The sequence below is a fragment of the Pseudarthrobacter sp. NPDC092202 genome, assembly GCF_044755505.1.
Lineage (GTDB): Bacteria > Actinomycetota > Actinomycetes > Actinomycetales > Micrococcaceae > Arthrobacter.
In genome coordinates this window covers 107,668-127,569 of the sequence record NZ_JBIVRG010000007.1, presented here as the reverse complement: position 1 = coordinate 127,569, position 19,902 = coordinate 107,668, and the positions used below count along the sequence as shown (strand labels likewise).

Annotated in this window: 15 protein-coding genes; 5 read left to right on the top strand and 10 right to left on the bottom strand. The window is 67.6% G+C overall.

All coding sequences use genetic code 11. From position 1 onward, the window contains the following. Window positions 1–106: 106 nt before the first annotated feature. Window positions 107–3,211 (top strand): alpha-amylase family glycosyl hydrolase, encoded by a 3,105-nt coding sequence (locus tag ACIQF4_RS12740; RefSeq protein ID WP_400515884.1) that lies wholly within the window; start codon window positions 107–109, stop codon window positions 3,209–3,211. Between the two features lie 143 nt (window positions 3,212–3,354). On the opposite strand, the gene malQ is transcribed toward ACIQF4_RS12740, so the two are convergent. Next, window positions 3,355–5,589, bottom strand: coding sequence for a 4-alpha-glucanotransferase (gene malQ, locus ACIQF4_RS12735; RefSeq protein WP_400515883.1), 2,235 nt, complete (start codon window positions 5,587–5,589; stop codon window positions 3,355–3,357). 215 nt (window positions 5,590–5,804) lie between these two features. On the opposite strand from malQ, the gene ACIQF4_RS12730 reads away from it, so the two are divergent. Next, a complete protein-coding gene (locus tag ACIQF4_RS12730; RefSeq protein WP_400515882.1) occupies window positions 5,805–6,347 on the top strand; it encodes a DUF488 family protein in 543 nt (180 codons plus the stop codon). Between the two features lie 102 nt (window positions 6,348–6,449). Next, window positions 6,450–6,743 (top strand): DUF3040 domain-containing protein, encoded by a 294-nt coding sequence (locus tag ACIQF4_RS12725; protein ID WP_350001580.1) that lies wholly within the window; start codon window positions 6,450–6,452, stop codon window positions 6,741–6,743. Here ACIQF4_RS12725 and ACIQF4_RS12720 read toward each other — a convergent pair. Both ACIQF4_RS12720 and ACIQF4_RS12715 read right to left on the bottom strand, forming a co-directional pair. Continuing rightward, window positions 6,660–7,658: a DMT family transporter gene (locus ACIQF4_RS12720; protein WP_400515881.1), complete on the bottom strand. Its 999-nt coding sequence runs from the start codon at window positions 7,656–7,658 to the stop codon at window positions 6,660–6,662. The two genes, ACIQF4_RS12725 and ACIQF4_RS12720, sit on opposite strands and share 84 nt — an antisense overlap. Next, window positions 7,655–8,263, bottom strand: a complete 609-nt coding sequence (locus ACIQF4_RS12715; protein ID WP_400515880.1) for a TetR/AcrR family transcriptional regulator — start codon at window positions 8,261–8,263, stop codon at window positions 7,655–7,657. The genes ACIQF4_RS12720 and ACIQF4_RS12715 overlap by 4 nt, the downstream gene beginning before the upstream one ends. A gap of 129 nt (window positions 8,264–8,392) precedes the next feature. Here ACIQF4_RS12715 and ACIQF4_RS12710 point away from each other — a divergent pair, with 129 nt between their 5' ends. Both ACIQF4_RS12710 and ACIQF4_RS12705 read left to right on the top strand, forming a co-directional pair. Then, on the top strand, window positions 8,393–8,692 hold the full coding sequence (locus ACIQF4_RS12710) for a DUF4193 domain-containing protein (RefSeq protein ID WP_350001131.1): 300 nt from the start codon (window positions 8,393–8,395) through the stop codon (window positions 8,690–8,692). Window positions 8,693–8,854: 162 nt separating this feature from the next. Then, window positions 8,855–9,925 carry a quercetin 2,3-dioxygenase gene (locus ACIQF4_RS12705; protein ID WP_400515879.1) on the top strand — a complete coding sequence of 357 codons (1,071 nt, stop codon included), beginning with the start codon at window positions 8,855–8,857 and terminating at the stop codon, window positions 9,923–9,925. A gap of 121 nt (window positions 9,926–10,046) precedes the next feature. Here ACIQF4_RS12705 and ACIQF4_RS12700 read toward each other — a convergent pair whose 3' ends face one another. The 7 genes from ACIQF4_RS12700 to ACIQF4_RS12670 all read right to left on the bottom strand — a co-directional run bounded on the left by ACIQF4_RS12700 (window position 10,047) and on the right by ACIQF4_RS12670 (window position 19,750). Next, window positions 10,047–11,291 (bottom strand): DUF3500 domain-containing protein, encoded by a 1,245-nt coding sequence (locus tag ACIQF4_RS12700; RefSeq protein ID WP_400515878.1) that lies wholly within the window; start codon window positions 11,289–11,291, stop codon window positions 10,047–10,049. Beyond that, window positions 11,269–13,083, bottom strand: a complete 1,815-nt coding sequence (locus tag ACIQF4_RS12695; protein ID WP_400515877.1) for an FAD-dependent monooxygenase — start codon at window positions 13,081–13,083, stop codon at window positions 11,269–11,271. Before ACIQF4_RS12695 ends, ACIQF4_RS12700 begins: the two co-directional genes overlap by 23 nt. Next, window positions 13,083–13,979 (bottom strand): fumarylacetoacetate hydrolase family protein, encoded by an 897-nt coding sequence (locus ACIQF4_RS12690; protein ID WP_400515876.1) that lies wholly within the window; start codon window positions 13,977–13,979, stop codon window positions 13,083–13,085. Before ACIQF4_RS12690 ends, ACIQF4_RS12695 begins: the two co-directional genes overlap by 1 nt. A 55-nt stretch (window positions 13,980–14,034) precedes the next feature. Further along, the gene (locus tag ACIQF4_RS12685) at window positions 14,035–14,928 is read right to left on the bottom strand and encodes an alpha/beta hydrolase fold domain-containing protein (protein WP_400515875.1); all 894 of its coding nucleotides are present in this window, start codon (window positions 14,926–14,928) and stop codon (window positions 14,035–14,037) included. Between the two features lie 126 nt (window positions 14,929–15,054). Next, complete coding sequence (locus tag ACIQF4_RS12680; protein WP_400515874.1) at window positions 15,055–16,023, bottom strand: alpha/beta hydrolase; 969 nt, start codon at window positions 16,021–16,023, stop codon at window positions 15,055–15,057. After that, window positions 16,020–16,997, bottom strand: a complete 978-nt coding sequence (locus ACIQF4_RS12675; RefSeq protein WP_400515873.1) for an alpha/beta hydrolase fold domain-containing protein — start codon at window positions 16,995–16,997, stop codon at window positions 16,020–16,022. Before ACIQF4_RS12675 ends, ACIQF4_RS12680 begins: the two co-directional genes overlap by 4 nt. Next, window positions 16,994–19,750, bottom strand: a complete 2,757-nt coding sequence (locus ACIQF4_RS12670; protein WP_400515872.1) for a family 78 glycoside hydrolase catalytic domain — start codon at window positions 19,748–19,750, stop codon at window positions 16,994–16,996. The genes ACIQF4_RS12675 and ACIQF4_RS12670 overlap by 4 nt, the downstream gene beginning before the upstream one ends. Between the last annotated feature and the right edge of the window lie 152 nt (window positions 19,751–19,902).

The window sequence follows — 19,902 nt, the reverse complement described above, 5'->3', positions numbered from 1 at the left end:
TGCCTCACGGAAAGGCTGGCTTTCCTGTGAAACGCACTCCTCCTTGCCGCCTGTTTTCCCTCGGCAAGCCTGAACAGCAGCGACGCTCCCAGGAAGGTCTCACCCCTTGTCATTCCGCACCCATTCCAGCGTGTCCGCGCGCCCCCGCCCCTCCGCCGCGCCACCACCCGCCCGCACATCCCTCAAAACCACCGCCTTCCGTTCAGCCGCCGGGTTGCTGGCGGCCGCCGTCGCGGTTTCAGCGGCAGTCCTCCCCGCCCAGGCCGCACCCGGCCCGAAGGACCCCGGCACGGCGTCGGCCTTCCATTCACTCCGCGCTCCCGTCACGGACGAGAACTTCTATTTCGTCATGGCTGACCGCTTCAACAACGGGACCACCGCAAATGACGACGGCGGCCTAGGCGGTGACCCCATGGTTTCCGGATTCGACCCCACCAAAAAGGGGTTCTACAACGGCGGAGACCTGGCCGGCCTGCTGGACAAAATCGACTACATCCAGGGGCTGGGAACCACGTCCATCTGGCTCACCCCAAGTTTCAAGAACAAGGCGGTTCAGCCCGAGGACAAATCCGCCGGGTACCACGGGTACTGGATTACGGACTTCACCCAAATCGACCCGCATCTCGGCACCAATGATGAGCTGCAGGCCCTCATCGACGAGGCCCACTCCCGTGGCATGAAGGTCTACTTCGACATCATCACCAACCACACGGCGGATGTCATCGGCTACGAGGGCGGCGCCCGCAAGGGATACACCTCCAAGGACGAGGTGCCATACAAGACCGCGGACGGCGAGCCGTTCGACGACCGCGACTACGCCGGTTCGGAGAGCTTCCCGGACCTCGCCCCGGAAACGTCCTTCCCCTACGTTCCGGTCCTGGAGGAGGGCGAGGAGGACCTGAAGGTTCCCGCCTGGTTGAACGATCCCGCGCTCTACCACAACCGCGGCGACACAACCTTCGTTGGCGAGGACGCCTACTACGGGGATTTCTTCGGCCTGGACGACCTGTTCACCGAGCATCCCACTGTCGTGGACGGCATGAAGGACATCTACAAGACCTGGATTGCAGACTTCGGCGTTGACGGCTTCCGCATCGACACGATGAAGCACGTCAACAACGAGTTCTGGCAGGAGTTCGGCCCGGACGTCCTGAGCTACGCCAATGCCCAGGGCAAGGACGAGTTCTTCATGTTCGGCGAGGTCTTCGACACCACCAAGAGCTTCACTTCCCAGTTCACAACCCGGAACCAGATGCAGGCCGTCCTGGACTTCCCCTTCCAGGACGCCGCCCGGAGTTTCGCCTCCAAGAGCCAGGACGCCCGCACGCTGGAGACCTTCTTCGCCGGCGATGACTGGTACACGGACGCGGACTCGAACGTCTACCAGCTGCCAACGTTCCTGGGGAACCACGACATGGGCCGCATCGGCAGCTTCATCGCCGCGGACAACCCGGGATCGTCCGGCGCCGAGCAGGTGGCCCGCGACCAGCTGGCCCACGAGCTCATGTATTTCTCCCGCGGCAACCCCGTCATCTACTACGGCGACGAGCAGGGCTTCACCGGCCCGGGCGGCGACCAGGACGCCCGCCAGACGCTGTTCGCCAGCCAGGTGCCGGAGTACCTCGACGACGACCTGCTGGGCACGGACGCCACGCACGCCACCGATAACTTCAACACCGCGCACCCGCTGTACAACAAGATCAGCGAACTGGCCACGCTCACCAAGGAGCACCCGGCCCTCCGCGACGGCGCACACCAGCACCGCTACGCCTCCGAGGGCCCGGGCATCTACGCGTTCTCCCGTACGGATGCCGGGGACCAGCGCGAGTACGTGGTGGCCCTGAACAACAGCGAACAGGCGCAGACCGCAGAAGTGCCCACCTACATCTCCAAACGCAACTACACCCGCATCTACGGGGACGCTGCCGCTGAAACCAAGACGTCGGAGGCCGGCACGCTGACCGTCACGGTGCCGCCGCTCTCCGCCGTGGTCTACCAGTCCTCCGGGCGGATCCCGCACTCCAAGGCCGCGCCCGCCATCGTCCTCCAGGACCCGGCAGCGGCTCCCGGCGACAACGGGCGCCTCAAGGTGACGGCCGACGTCGGCGGTTCTTCGTTCTATGAGGTTACCTTTGAAGCCAGGACGGCAGGCGGAGGGTGGGCGCCGATCGGCACCGATGACACCGCGCCGTACCAGGTGTTCCATGACGTGGCGGCGCTGGATGCCGGGACGCCGGTCGAGTACCGAGCCACTGTGCTGGACAACGGCGGGCACACCGCCAGCTCGCAGCCACGCACGGCTAGCGTGCCCGCTCCGGTGGTGACGCTGAACAAGCCCGCGGAGGGCAGCAGCGCCGAGGGCCAGGTGGAGCTCAGCGCCACCGTGGACCCCGAGAAGGCAAGCCACACAGTGACGTTCGAACGAAGCGTGGCAGGCGGCGACTGGACTGCGGTAGCCACGGATGATTCCTCGCCCGTGTACTCGGCGGAGGACGACGTCTCCGACCTCGACGACGGTACCAAAGTGGCGTACCGGGCCGCGATGACCGGCCCCGGCTTCAGCGTGGTCAGTGAAACCCGGACGGTGACGGTGGGCGAAGCACCGCAGCCCGACTCCGTGACAGTAGCGGGTTCCCTGAACGAGGCAATGGGCTGCACCAAACCGTGGGATCCGGCGTGTTCGCAGGCAATGATGGTGCTCGACCCCGCCGACAAGGTCTGGCGGCTCACGGTGGATCTTCCTGAGGGGCAGTACGAATACAAGGCAGCGCTCAACGGCGGCTGGGACGAGAACTACGGGGCCGGCGGCGCGTTCAACGGACCGAACATCACGTTGGACCATCCCGGCGGCCCGGTGACGTTCCGCTACGACAACAGCACGCACCTGCTCAGCGCCGTCTACGCCTCCCAGCAGCCCGGGGCTGTGGCGGCCGCGGGGAGCATGAACAGTGAGCTTGGCTGCGCCACGGACTGGGAACCTGCCTGCGACCAGGCACAGCTCATGCTCGACCCGGCCGACCTCGTATGGAAGCTGTCCGCGCCGGCCCTGCCTGCCGGCACCTATGAATTCAAGGCCGCCCTGGACCGGTCCTGGAATGTCAGCTACGGTGCGGGCGGCGCCTCACCGGGTTCCAACATCGTGTTAAAGCACGACGGCGGCCCGGCCACCTTCCGTTACGACCACTTTACGCACGTGATCACGGCCGGCTAGCGGAACCGGCGTCTAGCAGCAATGCGAAGCCACTCCTTCGCCGTTCCGGATCCCGGACGGTCGAGGGAGTGGCCTCGCGTTGGTGGCTGACAGGTTGCTGGCTGACAGGTTGTTGTGCGTGACAACAGGCAGCCGGCGGGCGGCTAGCCGCGCAGGGCTCCTTCCACCGCCGCCAGCAGCGAGTTGAACCGGGCATTCGCGGGAAGATCGTCAAGGAACACCGGTTTGCCGTCCGGCCGGCCCAGCGGAACCTGCCAGTTGGGGTACAGCGCTTCGGTGGTGCCGGGCTGGTTCTGGACCCGGCGCTCCCCCACCGCGTCCACCAGGGCAACGCCCAGCAGGACCGACGGCGTCTGGGTGAGCAGGAGGTGCAGCGCCTCGATGGTCTGTTCTTCCGTTTCCGGATGCCCGCCCGCGGTTCTTCCGGGCAGGTAGCCACGCTCCCGCACCATGGCCAGCATTTTCTCCAGGGCGGCGTTGTGCTCGGCCCGTTCCTCCGCCTCGGACCGCTCCAGCAAGCCCAGCCCGCTGCGCAGCGCCACGTGGTCCCCGGCGAGGTAACCGGCCGTGGGCGGAAGGTCATGGGTGTTGACGCTGGCGAGCGCCTGCGTCCGGTACTTTTCGGGCGCAAGGGGCGAGTCGCCGTCGTACTCGAACCAAAGGATGGACGTGCCCAGGATGCCGCGGGCAGCCAGGTAGTCCCGCACCCAGGGCTCGAAGGTGCCCAAGTCCTCGCCGATCACCACGGCTCCGGCACGCTGGGCCTCCAGGGCGAGGATGCCGATCAGCGCCTCGTGGTCGTAACGGACGTACGCGCCGTCACCCGGGGCGTTTCCCACCGGGATCCACCAGAGCCGGAACAGGCCAAGGATGTGGTCCACCCGGATGCCGCCCGCGTGCCGCAGCACCGTGGCCAGCATGTTCCGGAACGGGATGTAGCCGGCCTCGGCCAGGCGGGCAGGGTGCCAGGGCGGCTGCCCCCAGTCCTGTCCCTGCTGGTTGTACATGTCCGGCGGGGCGCCCACGCTGGTGGCGGGAGCCAGTACGTCGCGCAGTGTCCAGGCATCGGCGCTGCTGTGGTCCACGCCGACGGCGAGGTCGTGCACCACGCCGAGCCGCATGCCGGACCGGAGGGCGGCCCGCTGGGCCTCTTCGAGCTGCTCGTCGCAGATCCACTGCAGCCACCGGTGGAACCCGATGCGGTCCCCGAGTTTGTCCCGCAGCGCCTCGGCCTCCCGGGTGCCCAGCGCGAAGGCGGGATCGGTCCACAGCGGATCACCCGGCGCAAGGTCCTCACGGATTGCGGACCAGAGGGCAAAATCGTCCAGCCCCTTGCCTGAAATCCGGCAGAACTCGTCAAAGGCGGCCTGCCGGGCCGGGGATCGGCGTGCATGGTAGAGCATTTCCAGGGCCTGGAGCTTGGCCGCGTAGACGGCGTTCCGGTCCAACCGGGCGCCATCCTTGTTAAGCCCGGACACTTCCTCACGGAGCTTCTCCACCGCTGCGCGCCGGCGCGGCTTCAGGTAGCCCAGCTCGGGAATGGCCTCGATACGGATGTAGAGCGGGTTGAAGAACCGGCGCGTAGAGGGCGAGTACGGGGACGGCTGCACCGGCGGCACGGGCTCAGCCGCGTGCAGCGGGTTGACCAGCACGTAGTCGGCGCCGCGTTCGCCGCTGATGGCCGCGAGGTCGGCGAGGTCCGCGAAATCGCCGATTCCCCAGGAGCGCCTGGACCGGACGGAATAGAGCTGCGTGGCCAGCCCCCAGCCGCGGCGCTCTTCGAGCGGCTGCGCGGTGCTGAGCTGGCGCGGCGTCACCACCAGGGTGGCCTCCGCGGTCACGTCGCCGGCACGGGCGGTCAGGGTGTGCCAGCCGAGGGGCAGGTCCTGCGGGAGGGCGAAGGTAAGGCGGCGGGTGGCCACGCCGTCGACATCCCGCGGCTGTTCCCGGACGTCCTCCTGGACCGCCTTGACGCCGGAACCGTCTTCGAGGGCAATGCCCAGCTGCACGGCTGCGCCATCACGCGCATGGACCGGGACCAGCGCGGGTTCACCCTGCTGGATGACGACGGCGGGAGGCAGCATCCGGCGCCAGGGGGCCAGTTCAGCTTGCGCCAGCGCGGCCTCGATGGCCTGGTTGGTGTCCGCCTGCACGCCCAAAGCGGCCAGCACCTTAATCAGCGTCTCTCCAGCTACCGTATGCGGCAGCCCATCCCAGCCCTGGAACGAGGTACCCACGCCATGCGCGTCGGCCAGCTTCTGGAGCAGATGGGGGTCCACGGCCGCGCCGGCAGCAGCACCGCCCGCGGCGCGCGAAAGCCCGGGAGGGTCTGTTGGCATCCCTGTGCGCTGTGGATGCTGCTGGTCTGAAGCCGTCATGCGTGTCCGCCTCGTCTGGTGTGATGTGGCCCGAACTTACAGTGCTGCCTGTTGCCCCGGGCGCCTGCACCCCCGCGCACAACCGATTGGTTCAGATTATTGCAGGGCGGCGCAGAGACGAAACCAGGACTGGCCAGCTTGGTCATACGCAGGGCCTCACTGCTTGCCGGCGACTGGTTCCCCCACCCCGGCCTGTTGGGAGGGGGCTGGGAGCCGTGCCTATCATTGCTTGCGTGAAGGCCCTGTTCACTGTCGGTCACGGGACCGCGTCCCAGGCGGAGTTCGCCTCGCGCCTGCGGGATGCCGGTGTGGCGTCGCTGGTGGATGTCCGGATCGGTCCGGGCAGCAGGAAGCACCCCCACTTCGGCAAGGACCGCATGGAGGCGTGGCTGCCGGAAGCGGGAATCAGCTACCGGTGGGAACGGCAGCTGGGCGGTTTCCGCAAGCTTCCGCCGGACTCCCCCGATACCGCCCTGCGCAATGAGTCGTTCCGGGCCTACGCCGCCTACATGCGCACCGCGGACTTCGGCGTTGCAGCGGAAGCGCTCGTTGCTGCCGCACAGTCGGAACAGACTGCCATCATGTGCAGCGAAACCGTCTGGTGGCGCTGCCACCGCAGGCTCATCGCGGACCATTGCCTCTTGCTGGCCGGGCTGCCCGTTGCCCACCTGATGCCGCCCGCCAAGGCCACGCCGCACGTCCCCACCCAGGGCGTGAGAATCCTGGGGAATGAGCTGCGGTACGACGTCCTGGAGTGATGCTTGCGGCGATGCAGCCGGGCCTCTTGACGCAGCGCCACGGGAGTTTTAGCGTCAATACCGATATCCCGTTTAGCCGAAAACCGGGGGCATCCCGTGCCAATGTCCGAAGAGGAACGGCGGCTGCTCAAGGAGCTGGAGCTGGGGCTGATCGCCGACGACCCCCACCTGGCCATGGAGCTGCTCTCCGGCTACCCCGCGCCCCGGTTCAGGGCAGACCTCTTTTTCGGCGCGCTCGCAGGCCTTGCCGGGCTGGTGCTGCTGATCGCCGGCGTCAGCGGCCAGATCGTTGCGCTGGTGGTCCTGGGGCTTTCACTCGTGGGGCTGGGCACCGGCCTGCTGCTGGGCAAGCCTTTCCCCAGCCGGCGACGGCGGCCGGAGCGGCACGCTGGCTGACTGCCGCGGCGCCAGGATAAAGAGGCTGAAGAGGACGACGGCGGCGCCAAGCCAGCCATGCGGGGGCAGCCTCTCACCCACCACCAGAACCGCAAGCAGTGCGGCCACCACCGTTTCAAGCAGGGATATCCCGGTGGCCGTGCTGGCCCGGATCCTGGCCAGGCCCCACCCAAAGAGGACGTACCCGGCAAACATCGGGACCAGTGCCATATAGGCGCCCACCGAGAAATTGACCCATGACTCAAGCAGGGGCCGGCCGGTGACCGCCAGCACAGGCATCAGCAGCAACCCGCCGAGCCCAAAGACAGCCCCCATGGCCGCCCGCGACGAAAGCCCGCCGCCGATCAGGCGGTGGGCCGCCCAGGAATAGAGGGCATAGGTGGCGCCGGCCAGCAGGCCCAGGGCTATCCCGGCCAGGGACGCCCAGGAACCGCCGGGGGAACCGGCGGGCGCGTGCCCGGCGAAGGACAGCAAGGCTGCGCCCGAGACGCCCACCAGCGCTCCGGCAATCCACCGGCGGGTGAGCAGTTTGCCGTCGGCGAAACGCTCGATGAGCGCGGCCGCCACTGGCGCCGAGCCGATGGATACCACCGTTCCCACTGCCACGCCGGAAAGACGCATGGAGCTGTAAAAGGCCAGCGGATAGACGGCCACCGCCAGCGCGCCCAGGGACACCAGGCGCCAGCGGGCCAGCAGGCCCGGCCACTGCCCCGTTATCGCGTTGGCTGCGTACAGTGCCTGCAGCAACCCGCCGACTCCCATGGCCACCGCACCGACGGCCAGCGGACTCACGGACGGCGCAAACGTTGCAGCCGTGCCCGTGGTGCCCCAGAGCACCGAAGCCGCCACCACGCACAGAGCACCCCAGAGCGGCGCCTTGGACGAACCGTTGGCCGAACCCGCTGACGCGCTCACAGGTCCGCCAGCAGCCGGGAAGCAATCATCCGGCACTCTTTCAGGCACGCGTCGTCGCCCTCGAGCCCGGCCCTGGCCATGGCCCCCTCGAGGAGGAAGGCCAGGTGCCGGGCCAAGCCTGCAGCTCGCGGATCGTCCCCCGGCAGCAACTCGGCAACGTGCAGTGCCAGCAGTTCCTCCACTTCTTCCTTGTGTTTCCGGACCGCCAGCCGGCCGGGCGCACCTGCCGGCAGCTCCGCCGCTGCATTGAGCAGTCCGCAGCCACGAAAGCCGTTGAGGTAGGCACCATTGGCATGGTCCGCATAGGCGTCAAAGATCGCCAGCACCCGTTCGATTGGATTCCGGGAGTTTTCCAGCCGCCGCCTGTACAGCTCCAGCCATTCCGCGTGCCGGGCTTCAAGATAGGCAGCTACCAGCTCAGCCTTGGAAGCGAAGTTGTTGTAGAGGCTCTTCTTGGCCACCCCGGCTTCGGCGGTGATGGCGTCGATGCCGGTGGCAGCCACCCCCCGGGAATAGAAAAGCCGCGCCGCCGCCTCGAGCAGCAGCGCGCGGGCCGGGCGCTTTGACGGCGCAGGGGTGTGCGCAACGGTACTCCGGGCAGACACAAGGCTCCTTCGAAAACGGCAGTAGGTAGGTCAGTCTACCTACAACTTGGTTCGGGAATATCCGCGCCCTGCCTTCTGTTGTTGCTCTGTTCAGGACGAACTGCTTCCAGCCGACAGGAGAACGCACCAATGTCAGTTGACTACGACGCTCCCCGGGTAACGCCCGAGGAAGAGCCGAACCGCGGCTTCGAGGAGCTGAAAACCGAGAAGCCGGGCCGAAGGGAGGCCATTGCCGACGTCGACGAAACCGACCTCGCCGACAACTTCGAACTGCCCGGCGCGGACCTGTCCAACGAAGAACTGCTGATTCAGGTGGTGCCCGTCCAGGCCGACGAATTCACCTGCATGTCCTGCTTCCTGGTGCACCACCGCAGCCAGCTCGCCAGGGAGAAGGACGGCAGGAAGTACTGCAAGGAGTGTGAGTCCTAGGATTGCCAGACAATGCGGAAGCGGAGCTGCACCGCTTCCGCCACCATTTAGGCAACGTTGGGCTTTCACTCATTGGAATCCCATCTCGTGACTAACGATGCCAGCCAGCCATGATGTAGGTCACGCTCCGGCGATGGCCGGCCGACTGGAAAGAAGGAACCCATGTCCCTCAGCGTTGAGGAAATGAACAAGCAGCTGCCGGTTGCCAACGCGCTGCCCGGCGAAGCCGTCCCCTACTACATGGCCTCGGGCGAGGGCGCACGCTACGAAATCAACGGCCAGCTGGTGACGATCATTGCCCGTTCAGCGGATACCGGCGGCATCTTCAGCGCCGCCTACATTTCCGGGGGCATGGGGGCAGAGTCGCCATTCGTCAGCCACAAGGTGGAGCACAAGACGCTCTACGTTTTCGACGGGATCCTTCACGTCTGGCTGCCCGGCGAAAGCCGTATCCTCACCCCGGGCGACTCCGTGGTCATCCCGCCGAACACGCCTCACGCGTACCGGATGGCCAGCCACTACACCCGCTTCCTGAACTGGATGACGCCGGGCGGGGCCGAGGCCTACTACGAGCGGGTGGGCACCCCCATCGATTCGCACGTGCCCCCGGTCCGTGCAGGCCGGACGGCCAGCCACCAGGAACAGGCTGAGGTGGGCGCTGAATTCGGCATCACCTTCCCGGACGTGGAACGCGTTACCCCCACGTTCAAGCACGACGCCGGCCTGCCGCCCACGCAGAGCCCCTACTTCCTCAGCGCCCACGAGGGCGAGCGCCTGGCCAGCTACCAGACGATGTTCACCTATCTGTCCCGGCCGGCCAACACCGGCTCGAACTACTTCGCCGTGCACACCAAGGGAGCCAAGACGCCCTACATTCCGCTGCACTTCCACTCGGAACACACGGAGAACTTCATCTGCACGGAAGGCCGGATGTGGCTGTACGCCAACGGCAGGGAAATGCTGCTCACCAAGGGCGACTTTGTCCACGCCCCGGCTGGCACCGTCCACTCCTTCGCCCTGGACTCCCACAACACCCAGATGCTGGGCTTCCTCACACCGTCGGTGTTCAACGGGTTCTTCGAGTACTTCAACAAGCCCACTGACGACTACATGTACACCGAAGGCGGGACCCCCTATATGGACATGGAGGGTTTCGGGCGCGCCCAGGCAGAGATGGACCTCACCGTGGTGGGCCCGCCGCCCCAGCGCCGCACCGCACTGGAGCTCTCCTAGCGCTCCAAGTAACCCATTCAAAAATCAATGGCCCGGACCTCCGAGAGGAAGTCCGGGCCATTTGGGTGTTAAGAACTATCGACTGCTGAGTAGGTGTCGTTATGGAGCCTGAAAACGGCAGTTATGGAGCAACGGACGGATATTGCTTCACCAGTTCGCGGCCGTAGTCGTTCCCGTTGGGTGTGCGGACCACGGTGTGCATGTGGAACGGGGCAGGCTGGTCATTGTCCAGGAAGACGCCGGTGTGGTGGTCGAGCTCCAGCACCACCACGGGACTCTGCAGCCGGAAGTAGAACGCGTCCTGCCCTTCCCAGCCGCCGATCCAGCTGAAAAAGGTTTCGCCGTACTGCTCGCGGATCTCCCGACGGCGGGCTGAACGGGGGCCGGCAGGCAGGTAGGCAATGAAGTCGTCAACCAGGGCGTCCAGGATGGTGCGGACTTCCGCCGGCATGCGGCTGACCCGGATGCCTTCGTAGGGAATCACCCGGTTGTCCTGGAAACACCCGCCCAAATGGCGTTCGTCGCCGGGATGGATGCGGCCTTCCGGCATTGCAGGATCCACCATTGCTTCATACACGGTGGCCTCCGCCCGCAGGTCCGCCGGCAGTGCCTCCATCAGGTCGCGGGCCAGTGCGATGCGCTCCTTGAAGACCCTGACGCCCTTGTGCGGACCGTCGTCGATCATGTCCGGCTCGGCGCCCATGAACACCGGGGAGATCACCATCTGGGTCCCCGCCACCAGGCAGTTGAGCGCGGCATGGTGGCCGAAGATCTGCCATCCCCAGGGCTCAGTTTCGGACGGCTCGCCGTACAGCGCGAAGTTGTAGCTGAACTCGTTCATCAGCAGCGGCAGATCCACCAGGTCCCCCAGGAACCCGTTGATGCGCATCAGGTTGCGGACCAGGTCAAAGCCCTCGGCGCTCAGGGACGCCTCCACCACGGCCAGGGCAGCGTCGCGGACCGGCGTTTCCAGCTCATCCAGCCGCAGGCCGGTGTCGTGCTGCATGAATTCCGGGTTGGCCCAGCTCTGCCATTCCGGGGCGTCCACGGCATAGGTGAGCTTTCCCGCCTGTTCGGGCGCCGCCACCCCCAGGAGCTTCCGGGCTGCTGCCACCATCTCCGCGGTGGGTGCCTCCTCGCCGGACCGGGCCGGCGCCACCGGGAACAAACCCGCACGCCGCACGCCGTCACTGGTGATGCCCACGAAGGGTTGCGGGTACAGCTTCTTCCAGCCCTCGATCATGGGACCGGCAAAGGAGTCCCGCGTGGCGGCCTCCGCGTACTCGCGGGCATCCAGGCCCCTGATTTCCGCGACGCGGGGATGATCGGGGGCAAAGAGGTAATCACGGAATGACGGCGTCGACATAGCTGCTCCTGGCTTCGTCCTGGCTGCTGGTGAATGATGTGCTCTGCGGTGATGCCCCGGCAGATGCGTACCCGGCTGGTGCGAAGCCGGCTGCAACGGTCAGGGCTGCCGCTGCGGCCTCGGCTGAACTCCCGCGCCACGCCACGTGCTGGTCGGGACGGACCAGCACCGCGGGGGCGCCCCACAGTTCGGACAGCGGGGTGCCGTCGTCGGCCGGACCCACCACGGCTACTGTTACCGGAATGCCCTGCCGGGCACCGGCCTCCAGAACCTCGGCGAAAGCATGGCCTCCGTGCACCCCGCCCAGCGCGCCGTCGTCGGCCATCAGGGTGAAACCTCCGCCCAGCCGGCTGTACAGGGACGTGGAATCCTGCAGCCAGGAGTGCGGGAGCAGCGCGCCGGGGGTGGCGGAAGGAACATAGCGGATGGGGTCCTCCGCAGGGACCGGAGACCCGTCCGGCACCACTGCCGGGGAATCAGCGTAGGTATAGCCCAGCACCAGGCCCAGGGAATCAAACTCGCTCTGCTTGACAACGAGGGCTTCATGCGCCGCCTGCCGTGCCGCAACGCCTTCGGGGCCGTGGCCGGCAAGCCGGGGATCGGCGAAGTGGTAGGCCAGGGCCTTGCCATTTGCCGCGGCGTCGCGGATGGTCCGCGCCGCAACCGGGCGCCGCTCCAGGCCGTAGCTGTCCAGGAGCCGGGGGTTTGCCCAGCCCTGTATGACCCCTGCAAGCTTCCAGGCCAGGTTGGCTGCATCGCCCACGCAGGTGTTGAAGCCATGCCCTCCCCAGGGCGGGTTCAGGTGGGCCGCATCGCCCACCAGGAAGATGTTGCCGCGGCTGTACTCGGGGGCCAGCAGCATCCGGGCTGTCCACGGATCAGTGGCCACCACGTCCACGTCCACTTCCGCGCCCACCAAGGAACGGACCAGGGCCGCGGCGTCGCCGGGGGCTACATCCTTGCCGGGATCCACGCCCTGGATGATGGCCCACCAGGTATCAGCCAGGTCCATCCGTCCCACCATGCCGGCGGCCTCTGATCCAACCACCCAGTACTGGACGGCGGAATCCAAGGTGATGGCCGCGCCAAGCTCCTTCGACCGGAACAGGATGCTGATGTTGGACAGTGCAGCGGAGCTTCCTTCCAGGCGGATACCCAGGCTGCGCCGCACCGCGGAGGAACCACCGTCCGCCCCCACCACGTAGCTGCTCCGGATGGTTGCCGTGCTGCCGGAGGCGTCCGCCACGACCACGGCGTACAGCGGCACGGCACCCTGAGCTGCGGCGCCTTGGACATCCGGGCCCTGCAGCGCGTGCACGTCCGTGACGCTCCACCCGGTGATGAAGGTGACCAGCGGGTTGCGGACTGCGGCGGCGCGGAGCACCTCCTCGAGGACAGGCTGCGGGACCTGCTGCCCGCATTCGGGCTGCGGGCCATAGCGGCCGGGAACCAGCTGGAAAGAGTTCCGGAACCGGCGCAGCTCATGGGCTGCCGGTCCGGCGAGGCGGGTGCAGAAAATGACGTCCTGCGCGTAGTCCACCGGGAGCGGCGCCGCTGCCCGCAGTGCGTCCGCCAGACCGAGCCGGCGGAGGTGGGTCATGGTGCGCGCGTTGGTGGTTTTGGCCCGCGGCCTGGTGTGGTCCACGGCGCTGCGGGGTTCAATCACGGTGCTGGGGATGCCGCGCCCCGCGAGGTCCAGGGCGAGGAACAGGCCGCTCGGCCCCCCGCCGGAAATCAGGACCTGCGCTTCCCCCGGGATCTGCTCCCGGACGGCGGCGGCCAGGGCGCCCATCAGGCACGGCTCCGGAGCGTGAGGTCTCCCACCGGAGTGACCAGGGTGCCGAGCCGGTCGATTTCCACCTCAACGGTGTCCCCGGGCTGCAGGAGCCACTGCGGGGTGCGGGCGTAACCGACGCCTTCCGGGGTGCCGGTGGCGATCACGTCACCAGGATGGAGGGTGAACGTCTGGCTGATCAACGCAATGATTTCCGGAACGGAGAAGATCATGTCCCTGGTGTTGCCGTTCTGGGCCTCGATGCCGTTGACGCGGGTCCGGACCTGGAGCCCGTCGCGGAGGTCCCCCACCTCGTCCCGGCTGACCAGCGGTCCGAGGGGGCCGCTGAAGTCGCCGTTCTTGCCCAGTGTCCACTGCGAAGTGAGTTTCTGCGCGGTGCGGGAGGTGATGTCGTTGAAGGTTGAGTAGCCGAAGACGGCCCGCGCCGCGGTTGCTTCGTCCGCGGATTCCACCCGCTGCCCGATGTACGCGGCAACTTCGCCCTCCCAGTCCAGGCCTGCTTCCCCGGCGGGTACCGGGACCGGCACATTGCCTACGGACAAGGACGCCGTCCAGCGGCCGAACAGGGTGGGGTACGGCGGCAGCTCCTGGGCCTTGTAGCTTCCCTCGGCTGCGTGCGCCTTGTAGTTCAGGCCAACGCAGATGACCCGTGCGGAGGCGGGGACGAGCGGCACTTCGGTGACGCTGGTCCGCTCCAGCCAGCTGCCGGCGTCGAACGCGCTGGAAGTAGAACCATGGGAGGCGGACACGGCAGGTGAGAGCGAGGCGGCTTTGTCCTGCCAGCCGCTGGGGTCGGACCAGAAATCGTTGATCGGGGCGAGAGGGAAAACCCGGGAGTCCACGAGGGCTGCTGCCCAGGGTTCGCCGTGGCGGGTGATGCCGATGAACTGCATGGAGGGGCCTTTCAGGTCTTGCCGGGCACGAGCGGGCCGGCGGTTTGCGAAGAGATCAGTGCTTCTGCGCCTGGCGGCGGAAGAAATCTATGGTGGCCGCGGTGGCCTGCCGTGCGGCGGCCTGGCTCCCGTCCGGCAGGGACCACATGTGGTCCGCACCTTCGATCAGGAGAAGTTCGACGCCGGCACCCGCCTTTTGAAGCGCTTCGGCCAGACTGGTGGACTGGGCCACCGGGACGAACCGGTCGGCGGTGCCGTGGACGAGGAGGAAGGGCGGGGCACCCTCACGCACGTAGGTGATGGGGCTGGCCGCCGCCGCCAAGTCCGGCGCATCCGCGGGCTGGGCGCCGATGAGCAGCGCTTCGCGGGAGCCGGGGTCGTCCGCGCTGGCCACGGCGTCGGGCCGGGCCTGTTCGCCCATCCGGGTCAGGTCCGTGGGCGGGTACCAGGCGGCGACGGCCGCGACGCGGTCGTCAGTTTTCCTGGTTTCGCCCTCCATCGCGGCACCCGCCGTGAGTCCCACCAGGCTGGCCAGATGGCCGCCGGCCGAATCGCCCCATGCGCAGATACGGTCCGGATCCACGGTGTACTCGGCAGCATTCCTGCGGAGCCACCGGACTGCGGCCTTGGCGTCCAAAAGCTGGGCCGGGAAGGTGGCAGCGGCGCTGAGCCGGTAGTCGGCGGACGCCACCACGAAGCCGGCTTCCACCAGCTGCTCGATGGGGCTCAGGCCGAAGCCATCCACGGTGGGTCCGAGCGATGACCGCTCCCCCGTCCGCCATCCGCCGCCGTGGAAGTGGATGACAGCGGGGAATCGTGGGCCGCCTGCCTCCGAGTCCTGGTCAGCGCCAGCATATGAACCGGCGGGCAGGTACAGGTCCAGCAGCAACGGGGTTGCACCCCCCGGATGGGAAAACTCGATCCCCTTCAGGATCTGCCCTGCCGTCATCGTTGACTCCATTGTGTGCCGCGCCGTTTCTATCCCCGCCGGCCGCTGCTGCAGACCGCGTCTTCTCTCAACTGTGGGGCATGGCTGGCGGTGTCCGCGTGGGCGGTTTCACTGAATGAAACAGCATCACGCTGCCGTGGCGGCAGCCAGTTCCCTGGCCAGGAAGTCCAGGGCCGCCTGCCCTTCCGGCAGGCCGGCGGTGTGGTTGAGGTGGCCATGGACCGCGCCTTCGGCAAGGAAGAGGGACACCGGAACCGCGGCGCGCTCCAAAGCCGAGGCAAACAGCTCGGTGGAGCCGCGGGCGTCGTCGTACTCGCAGGCAAGCAGCGCGGTGGGTGGAAGCCCGGCGGGATCGGCGTAGCCGGGCATCGCGTAGGACGGTGCCATGCTGACCGGGCCGCCAACATAATTTTCCGCCGTCCGGATGCAGTCCTCCAGGGTGAACCGCAGGTGGCGCGGAAGCCCCGCCATGACCGCCTCGTCCAGTCCGCCGGCCGGCGGCGGGAGCTCGGCATCCAGGAAGGGGTAGGCCAGCAGCAGCTTGGCAGGTAGCGGCTTGCCGGCGTCGATCAGGTAGAGCGCTGCGCCCACGGCCAGGTTGCCGCCGGCACCGGCACCGCCCAGGCACAACAAACCAGGATTCAGCCCCAGGGATTCGGCGTTCTTCCGGGCCCAAAACCACCCGGCCAACGCGTCGTCGTGCGGGATCGGGAAGGACACCCCGTCGCGGGCCAGCCGGTAGTCCACCGACAGCACCGGCGTGCCCCGGTCCGCCAGTACCCGTGCCAGGTAATCGGATTCGGGAATGTCCACGCTGCCGCTGACAAATCCGCCGCCGTGCAACCACACGAGGGCGGGGCTGTCCGTGCCGGCCGGTTCGCCATAGATCCGGACGGCCACCGGACCGTGCCGCCCGTCGGCCGCTACGGTGCGGATGGGGACATCAGGCCCCGGGGTCCGGACGGCGTCCGGGTTGAGGAACTGCGGCCCCTCGGGGCTGGCAAGGTATTCGGCGAAACCGGCGGCGATCTGTCCGTGCGTCCCGGCCGGGGCAGAATCGGGGGAAGCAGGTGCTGGTTCTGTTCGTGGTGTCATGGTGTTCCCAGCTTCCGGGAGAAGTAGTCGACGGCGGCGGCCAGGATGGTGTCCATCTGGTCTTCGGCCCCGAAGAAGCAGTGGTCCCCGCCTTCGATGGTGACCACCTGGTGTTCCACGCCGGCGTCCGCGAGCGCGGCTGAGAGCAGGTCTGTTTGCGAGTGCGGGACCAGGCCGTCCCTGTCCCCGTGGATCAGCAGGAACGGCGGCGCACCGGGCGCCACGTAGCTGACCGGGCTGGCGGCCGCGAGCAGGTCCCGGTTGGCGGAGCCGCCCACCAGCATCTGTTCAGGCTGCAGGGACATCCCTGCCGGAACCGCTGCCGTCAAAGCTGGCGGAAAGAGTCCGTCCGGAGTGTCCATGGGCGGGATATCCACCAGTGAGGAGACGCCATAAAAATCGACGACGGCGCTGACGCCGCTTGGGTGCCCCTGCGCACCCAGGCCGCCGTCAAGGTCCTCCCGGTTCCCCGTCAGCCCAAGCATGGCCACGAGGTGCCCGCCGGCAGACTCACCCCAGGCTCCGAAGCGGGCAGGGTCCACGCCGAGGTCCGCCGAGAATTCCCGCAGGTAGCGGACGGCCGCCTTCAGATCGTGCAGCTGCGCCGGAAATGCAGCTTCCAGGGAATGCCGGTAGTCGACTGTGGCGCAGGCGATGCCGGCCTCATTGAGCAGCCGGAACACGGAGTCGGGGGCAAAGGTGGGCGGCAGCTCGCGACGGTCCCCCAGCTGGAAGGCGCCGCCGTGCACCCACACCACCAACGGAACGGGGCCGGTTGCCTGCCGGGGCAGCCAGATGTCCATCTTCAACGGCCGGAAACCCATGGCACGTGCGTAGGTGACTTCCCTGTGCACCGCGGAAACGTCCGAGGCGTTTTCGGGAACACCCGGTGCGTCGAAGACGGGGAACGGCGGAACGTCCACGCCGCCCGGGCGGGTGGTGTCAAGCGTCTCGGTGGCTGGATCCGCGGTCATACTGTGCTCCTCGCTGGGTGGAAGTGTGGACTCTTGCTGCCGACGGCGGCAACGAAGGAATAGGTCCCCGGGCCGACGACGGCTACAGGTTCACCGGGAAGCCGGACTTCGGCGGTGGTGCCGGAAGGTACCGTGGCGCCAAGTGCCAGCACGCCGTCGTCGATTTCCCATGTCACGTCAATGCGTCCCTGCGGACCCGTATGGGACGTCGCAGCGGAGGACAGGCCCGCACCGGGCCGCGGCTCGATGATGATCCGTTGGTACCCCGCGCTGCCGGGCGCCTGCCGGAGGCCGGCCGTGTAGCGGTGCAGGAAGGACACCACAGCGCCCTTGCTGTAGTGGTTCAGGGACTGGTGCGGGGCGCCGCCGGCGTCGAGGCCGTTCCACAGCTCCCACATGGTGGTGGCACCGCGGTCCACGATGACCAGCCATGAGGGCTCGGAATCCTGCATGAGGAGGTCGTAGGCGAGGTCCAGTTCACCGTTGTCCGCCAGGACGGGCAGCAGGTAGGGCGTGGCCAGGAAGCCTGTGCCCACGTGGGTGCCGGCGTCCCGGATGAGTGAAACCAGCTGGGCGGTAACGCTGGAACGGTGCTGCGGGCTGACCAGGTCAAAGGCGAGCGCCCGGACACAGTTCGCCTGGCTTGGCTGGGTTACCTGGCCGGCCGGGTCCAGGTATTCCTTTTCCCACGCCTGCCGGATGTTTTCCGAAAGGTCCGCCAGCGCCCGCGCTTCCTCCGGCCTGCCCAGGACCGCAGCCGCCTGGGCCATGACCGCAGTGGTGTTCCGGTAATAGGCGGTTGCCACGATGCTGTGGTCTGCGGAGCGGGCGGCGAACAGGTCCGGTTCCGGACCGTCCGGCTCCATCCATTCGCCGAAGTGGAAACCGGTGTCCCACAGGAACTTCTCGTGAGGTGCAGGAACCGGGCTGGCAGCTGCCCGGGACGGGTGCCGCTGCGACACGGCGGTCCTGCCGACGAAGCCGAGCCAGCGGTTCATCGCCTCCCAGTTTTCGGCCAGGATCCCCGCGTCCCCGGTAGCCAGGTACAGCTCCCACGGCACCATCGCGACCGCGTCGCCCCAGCCGCAGGACCCGTTGGTGAACGCCATGAACTCAGCCGAAGTGACCCCGGGCCCAGCCGACGGCGAGATGTTCGCGATGACGCCGCTTTCCCACTGGTCGGCGCGGACATCCCGGAGCCATTTCCGCGAGAAACCGGTGACGTCGTAGAGGTACGAGGCGGTGGGCACAAACAGCTGCCAGTCCCCGGTCCAGCCGGCCTTTTCGCGTTGCGGGCAGTCGGTGGGAACCTCGCAGGCGTTGTCCCGGAAGCTCCATTGGACGATGTCATGAAGCTTGTTGAGCCGCGGGTCGCTGCAGGTGAAGCTGCCTACGGGTTCCAGGTCCGTGTGGACCAAACAGGCGGTGATGTCTTCCGCCGCCAGGTCCGTGGTGAGGCCCTGGACGGACACGTACTGGAATCCGTGGGTGGTGTGCCGGGGTTCGAACACTTCCCCCGGAGCGCCCGAGGCGGTCACCACGTCAACCTGGCCGGCAGGCAGGAACTGGTCGGGGCGCCGGAAGTCGTGCGGGCGCAGGTGGTCCTGGGTAACGTCGCCTGTGGCATCAAGAGCTTCGCCGTACACGAGGGTTACCGCCTCGCTCAGCCCGCCCAGCCTGGAGAGCCGCACCCAGCCGTGGATGTTTTGGCCGAAGTCCGCCACCTGGCGGCCGCTGGCCAGCCTGGTGACGGAGACCGGCGGGAATTCTTCCACGATCCGCGTGGGCGGGGCCACCGGGCCGGTCAGTGTTCCGTAACTGCAGTTACGGGCGACGACGGCACCGGCCTCCGCCGCGGCACTTGCGCAAGGTGCGCCGTCGTCGGCCGTGCCCTCCAGCGCGCGGAAGTCCGTCCGCTGCCCTGCCATCAGGTCCGCGCCCAGGATCTCCGTCCGGGACACCCGCCATGACCCGTCGGTGCCGATGACGGTCCTGCTGTCCCCGGACTGTATCTCCAGCTGCGCAAGGAGGGCCGTGCTGCTGCCGTACATGTCGGCGTCGCGCGTATATCCGAAGGTTCCGCGGTACCAGCCGTCGGTGAGGACGGCCCGGATGGTGTTGGCGCCGGGGCGGAGCAGTCCCGTGATGTCGTAGGCCTGGAACTGGAGGGTGGTGTTGTAGCTGGTGGAGCCGGGGGTGAGCTGCTGGTCACCGACGCGCACGCCGTTCAGGAACAGCTCATAGATCCCGTGGGCGGTGGCGTACGCGCGGCCAGTTTCCGGAACCGTGTCCAGGGTGAAGGCCTTGTGGAGGGCGTACCCGGGGCGTTCACCGGGGGCCGGAACGTCCGGTTCTTCCGGGCCGATCCATTGCGCCGTCCAGTCAGAGGCGTGCAGGAGTCCCAGCTCCACCGGCATGGGATCGGACCATGCGCTCGCAGTTTCGGTGCCGTCGGCGTCGGTGTTCCAGGTGCGCACCCGCCATTCGAACCGGCTGCGGGACTGCAGCGCCGGGCCGGTGTAGGGGACCAGCAGGTGCCGGGCGGAGGTGACCTTTCCCGTGTCCCAGCCGTTGTCCGCTGTGATCCGGTAGGCGGTCTGCTGCACCGTGCCGGCCGGCGGGGCCCAGCTCATCCGCGGTGCACTTGCCGTGATTCCAAAGGCCTCTTTCAGGTGTTCAACGCGGAGCCGGGTGGGTGCCGGCCGTTCCCTGGGCTGGGTTCCGACGTCGGCGTCGAGGCTGGAGGAGGTCATTGCGGGCGGGCTCCTGAACGTGTGGCAGTAACTGTTCCAGCTTCCTGCGCGGGCACCTGCACCCCACAGCCGACTTTCATTGGTTGGAATAGTATTGTGGGGTAGCTCACGTATCAACGCAGCTCACGTACAAACACTGCAAGGAAGCAAGC

Bases quoted from the DNA above. Each gene is read 5' to 3' on its own strand.
- ACIQF4_RS12695 (WP_400515877.1), bottom strand. From the start codon at position 13,083: ATGGGCGCCCTGGCCGCCGCCGTCCGGGAGCAGATCCCGGGGGAAGCG.
- ACIQF4_RS12700 (WP_400515878.1), bottom strand. From the start codon at position 11,291: ATGTCGACGCCGTCATTCCGTGATTACCTCTTTGCCCCCGATCATCCC.
- ACIQF4_RS12705 (WP_400515879.1), top strand. From the start codon at position 8,855: ATGTCCCTCAGCGTTGAGGAAATGAACAAGCAGCTGCCGGTTGCCAAC.
- ACIQF4_RS12670 (WP_400515872.1), bottom strand. From the start codon at position 19,750: ATGACCTCCTCCAGCCTCGACGCCGACGTCGGAACCCAGCCCAGGGAA.
- ACIQF4_RS12710 (WP_350001131.1), top strand. From the start codon at position 8,393: ATGTCAGTTGACTACGACGCTCCCCGGGTAACGCCCGAGGAAGAGCCG.
- ACIQF4_RS12675 (WP_400515873.1), bottom strand. From the start codon at position 16,997: ATGACCGCGGATCCAGCCACCGAGACGCTTGACACCACCCGCCCGGGC.
- malQ (WP_400515883.1), bottom strand. From the start codon at position 5,589: ATGACGGCTTCAGACCAGCAGCATCCACAGCGCACAGGGATGCCAACA.
- ACIQF4_RS12690 (WP_400515876.1), bottom strand. From the start codon at position 13,979: ATGCAGTTCATCGGCATCACCCGCCACGGCGAACCCTGGGCAGCAGCC.
- ACIQF4_RS12725 (WP_350001580.1), top strand. From the start codon at position 6,450: ATGTCCGAAGAGGAACGGCGGCTGCTCAAGGAGCTGGAGCTGGGGCTG.
- ACIQF4_RS12685 (WP_400515875.1), bottom strand. From the start codon at position 14,928: ATGACGGCAGGGCAGATCCTGAAGGGGATCGAGTTTTCCCATCCGGGG.
- ACIQF4_RS12680 (WP_400515874.1), bottom strand. From the start codon at position 16,023: ATGACACCACGAACAGAACCAGCACCTGCTTCCCCCGATTCTGCCCCG.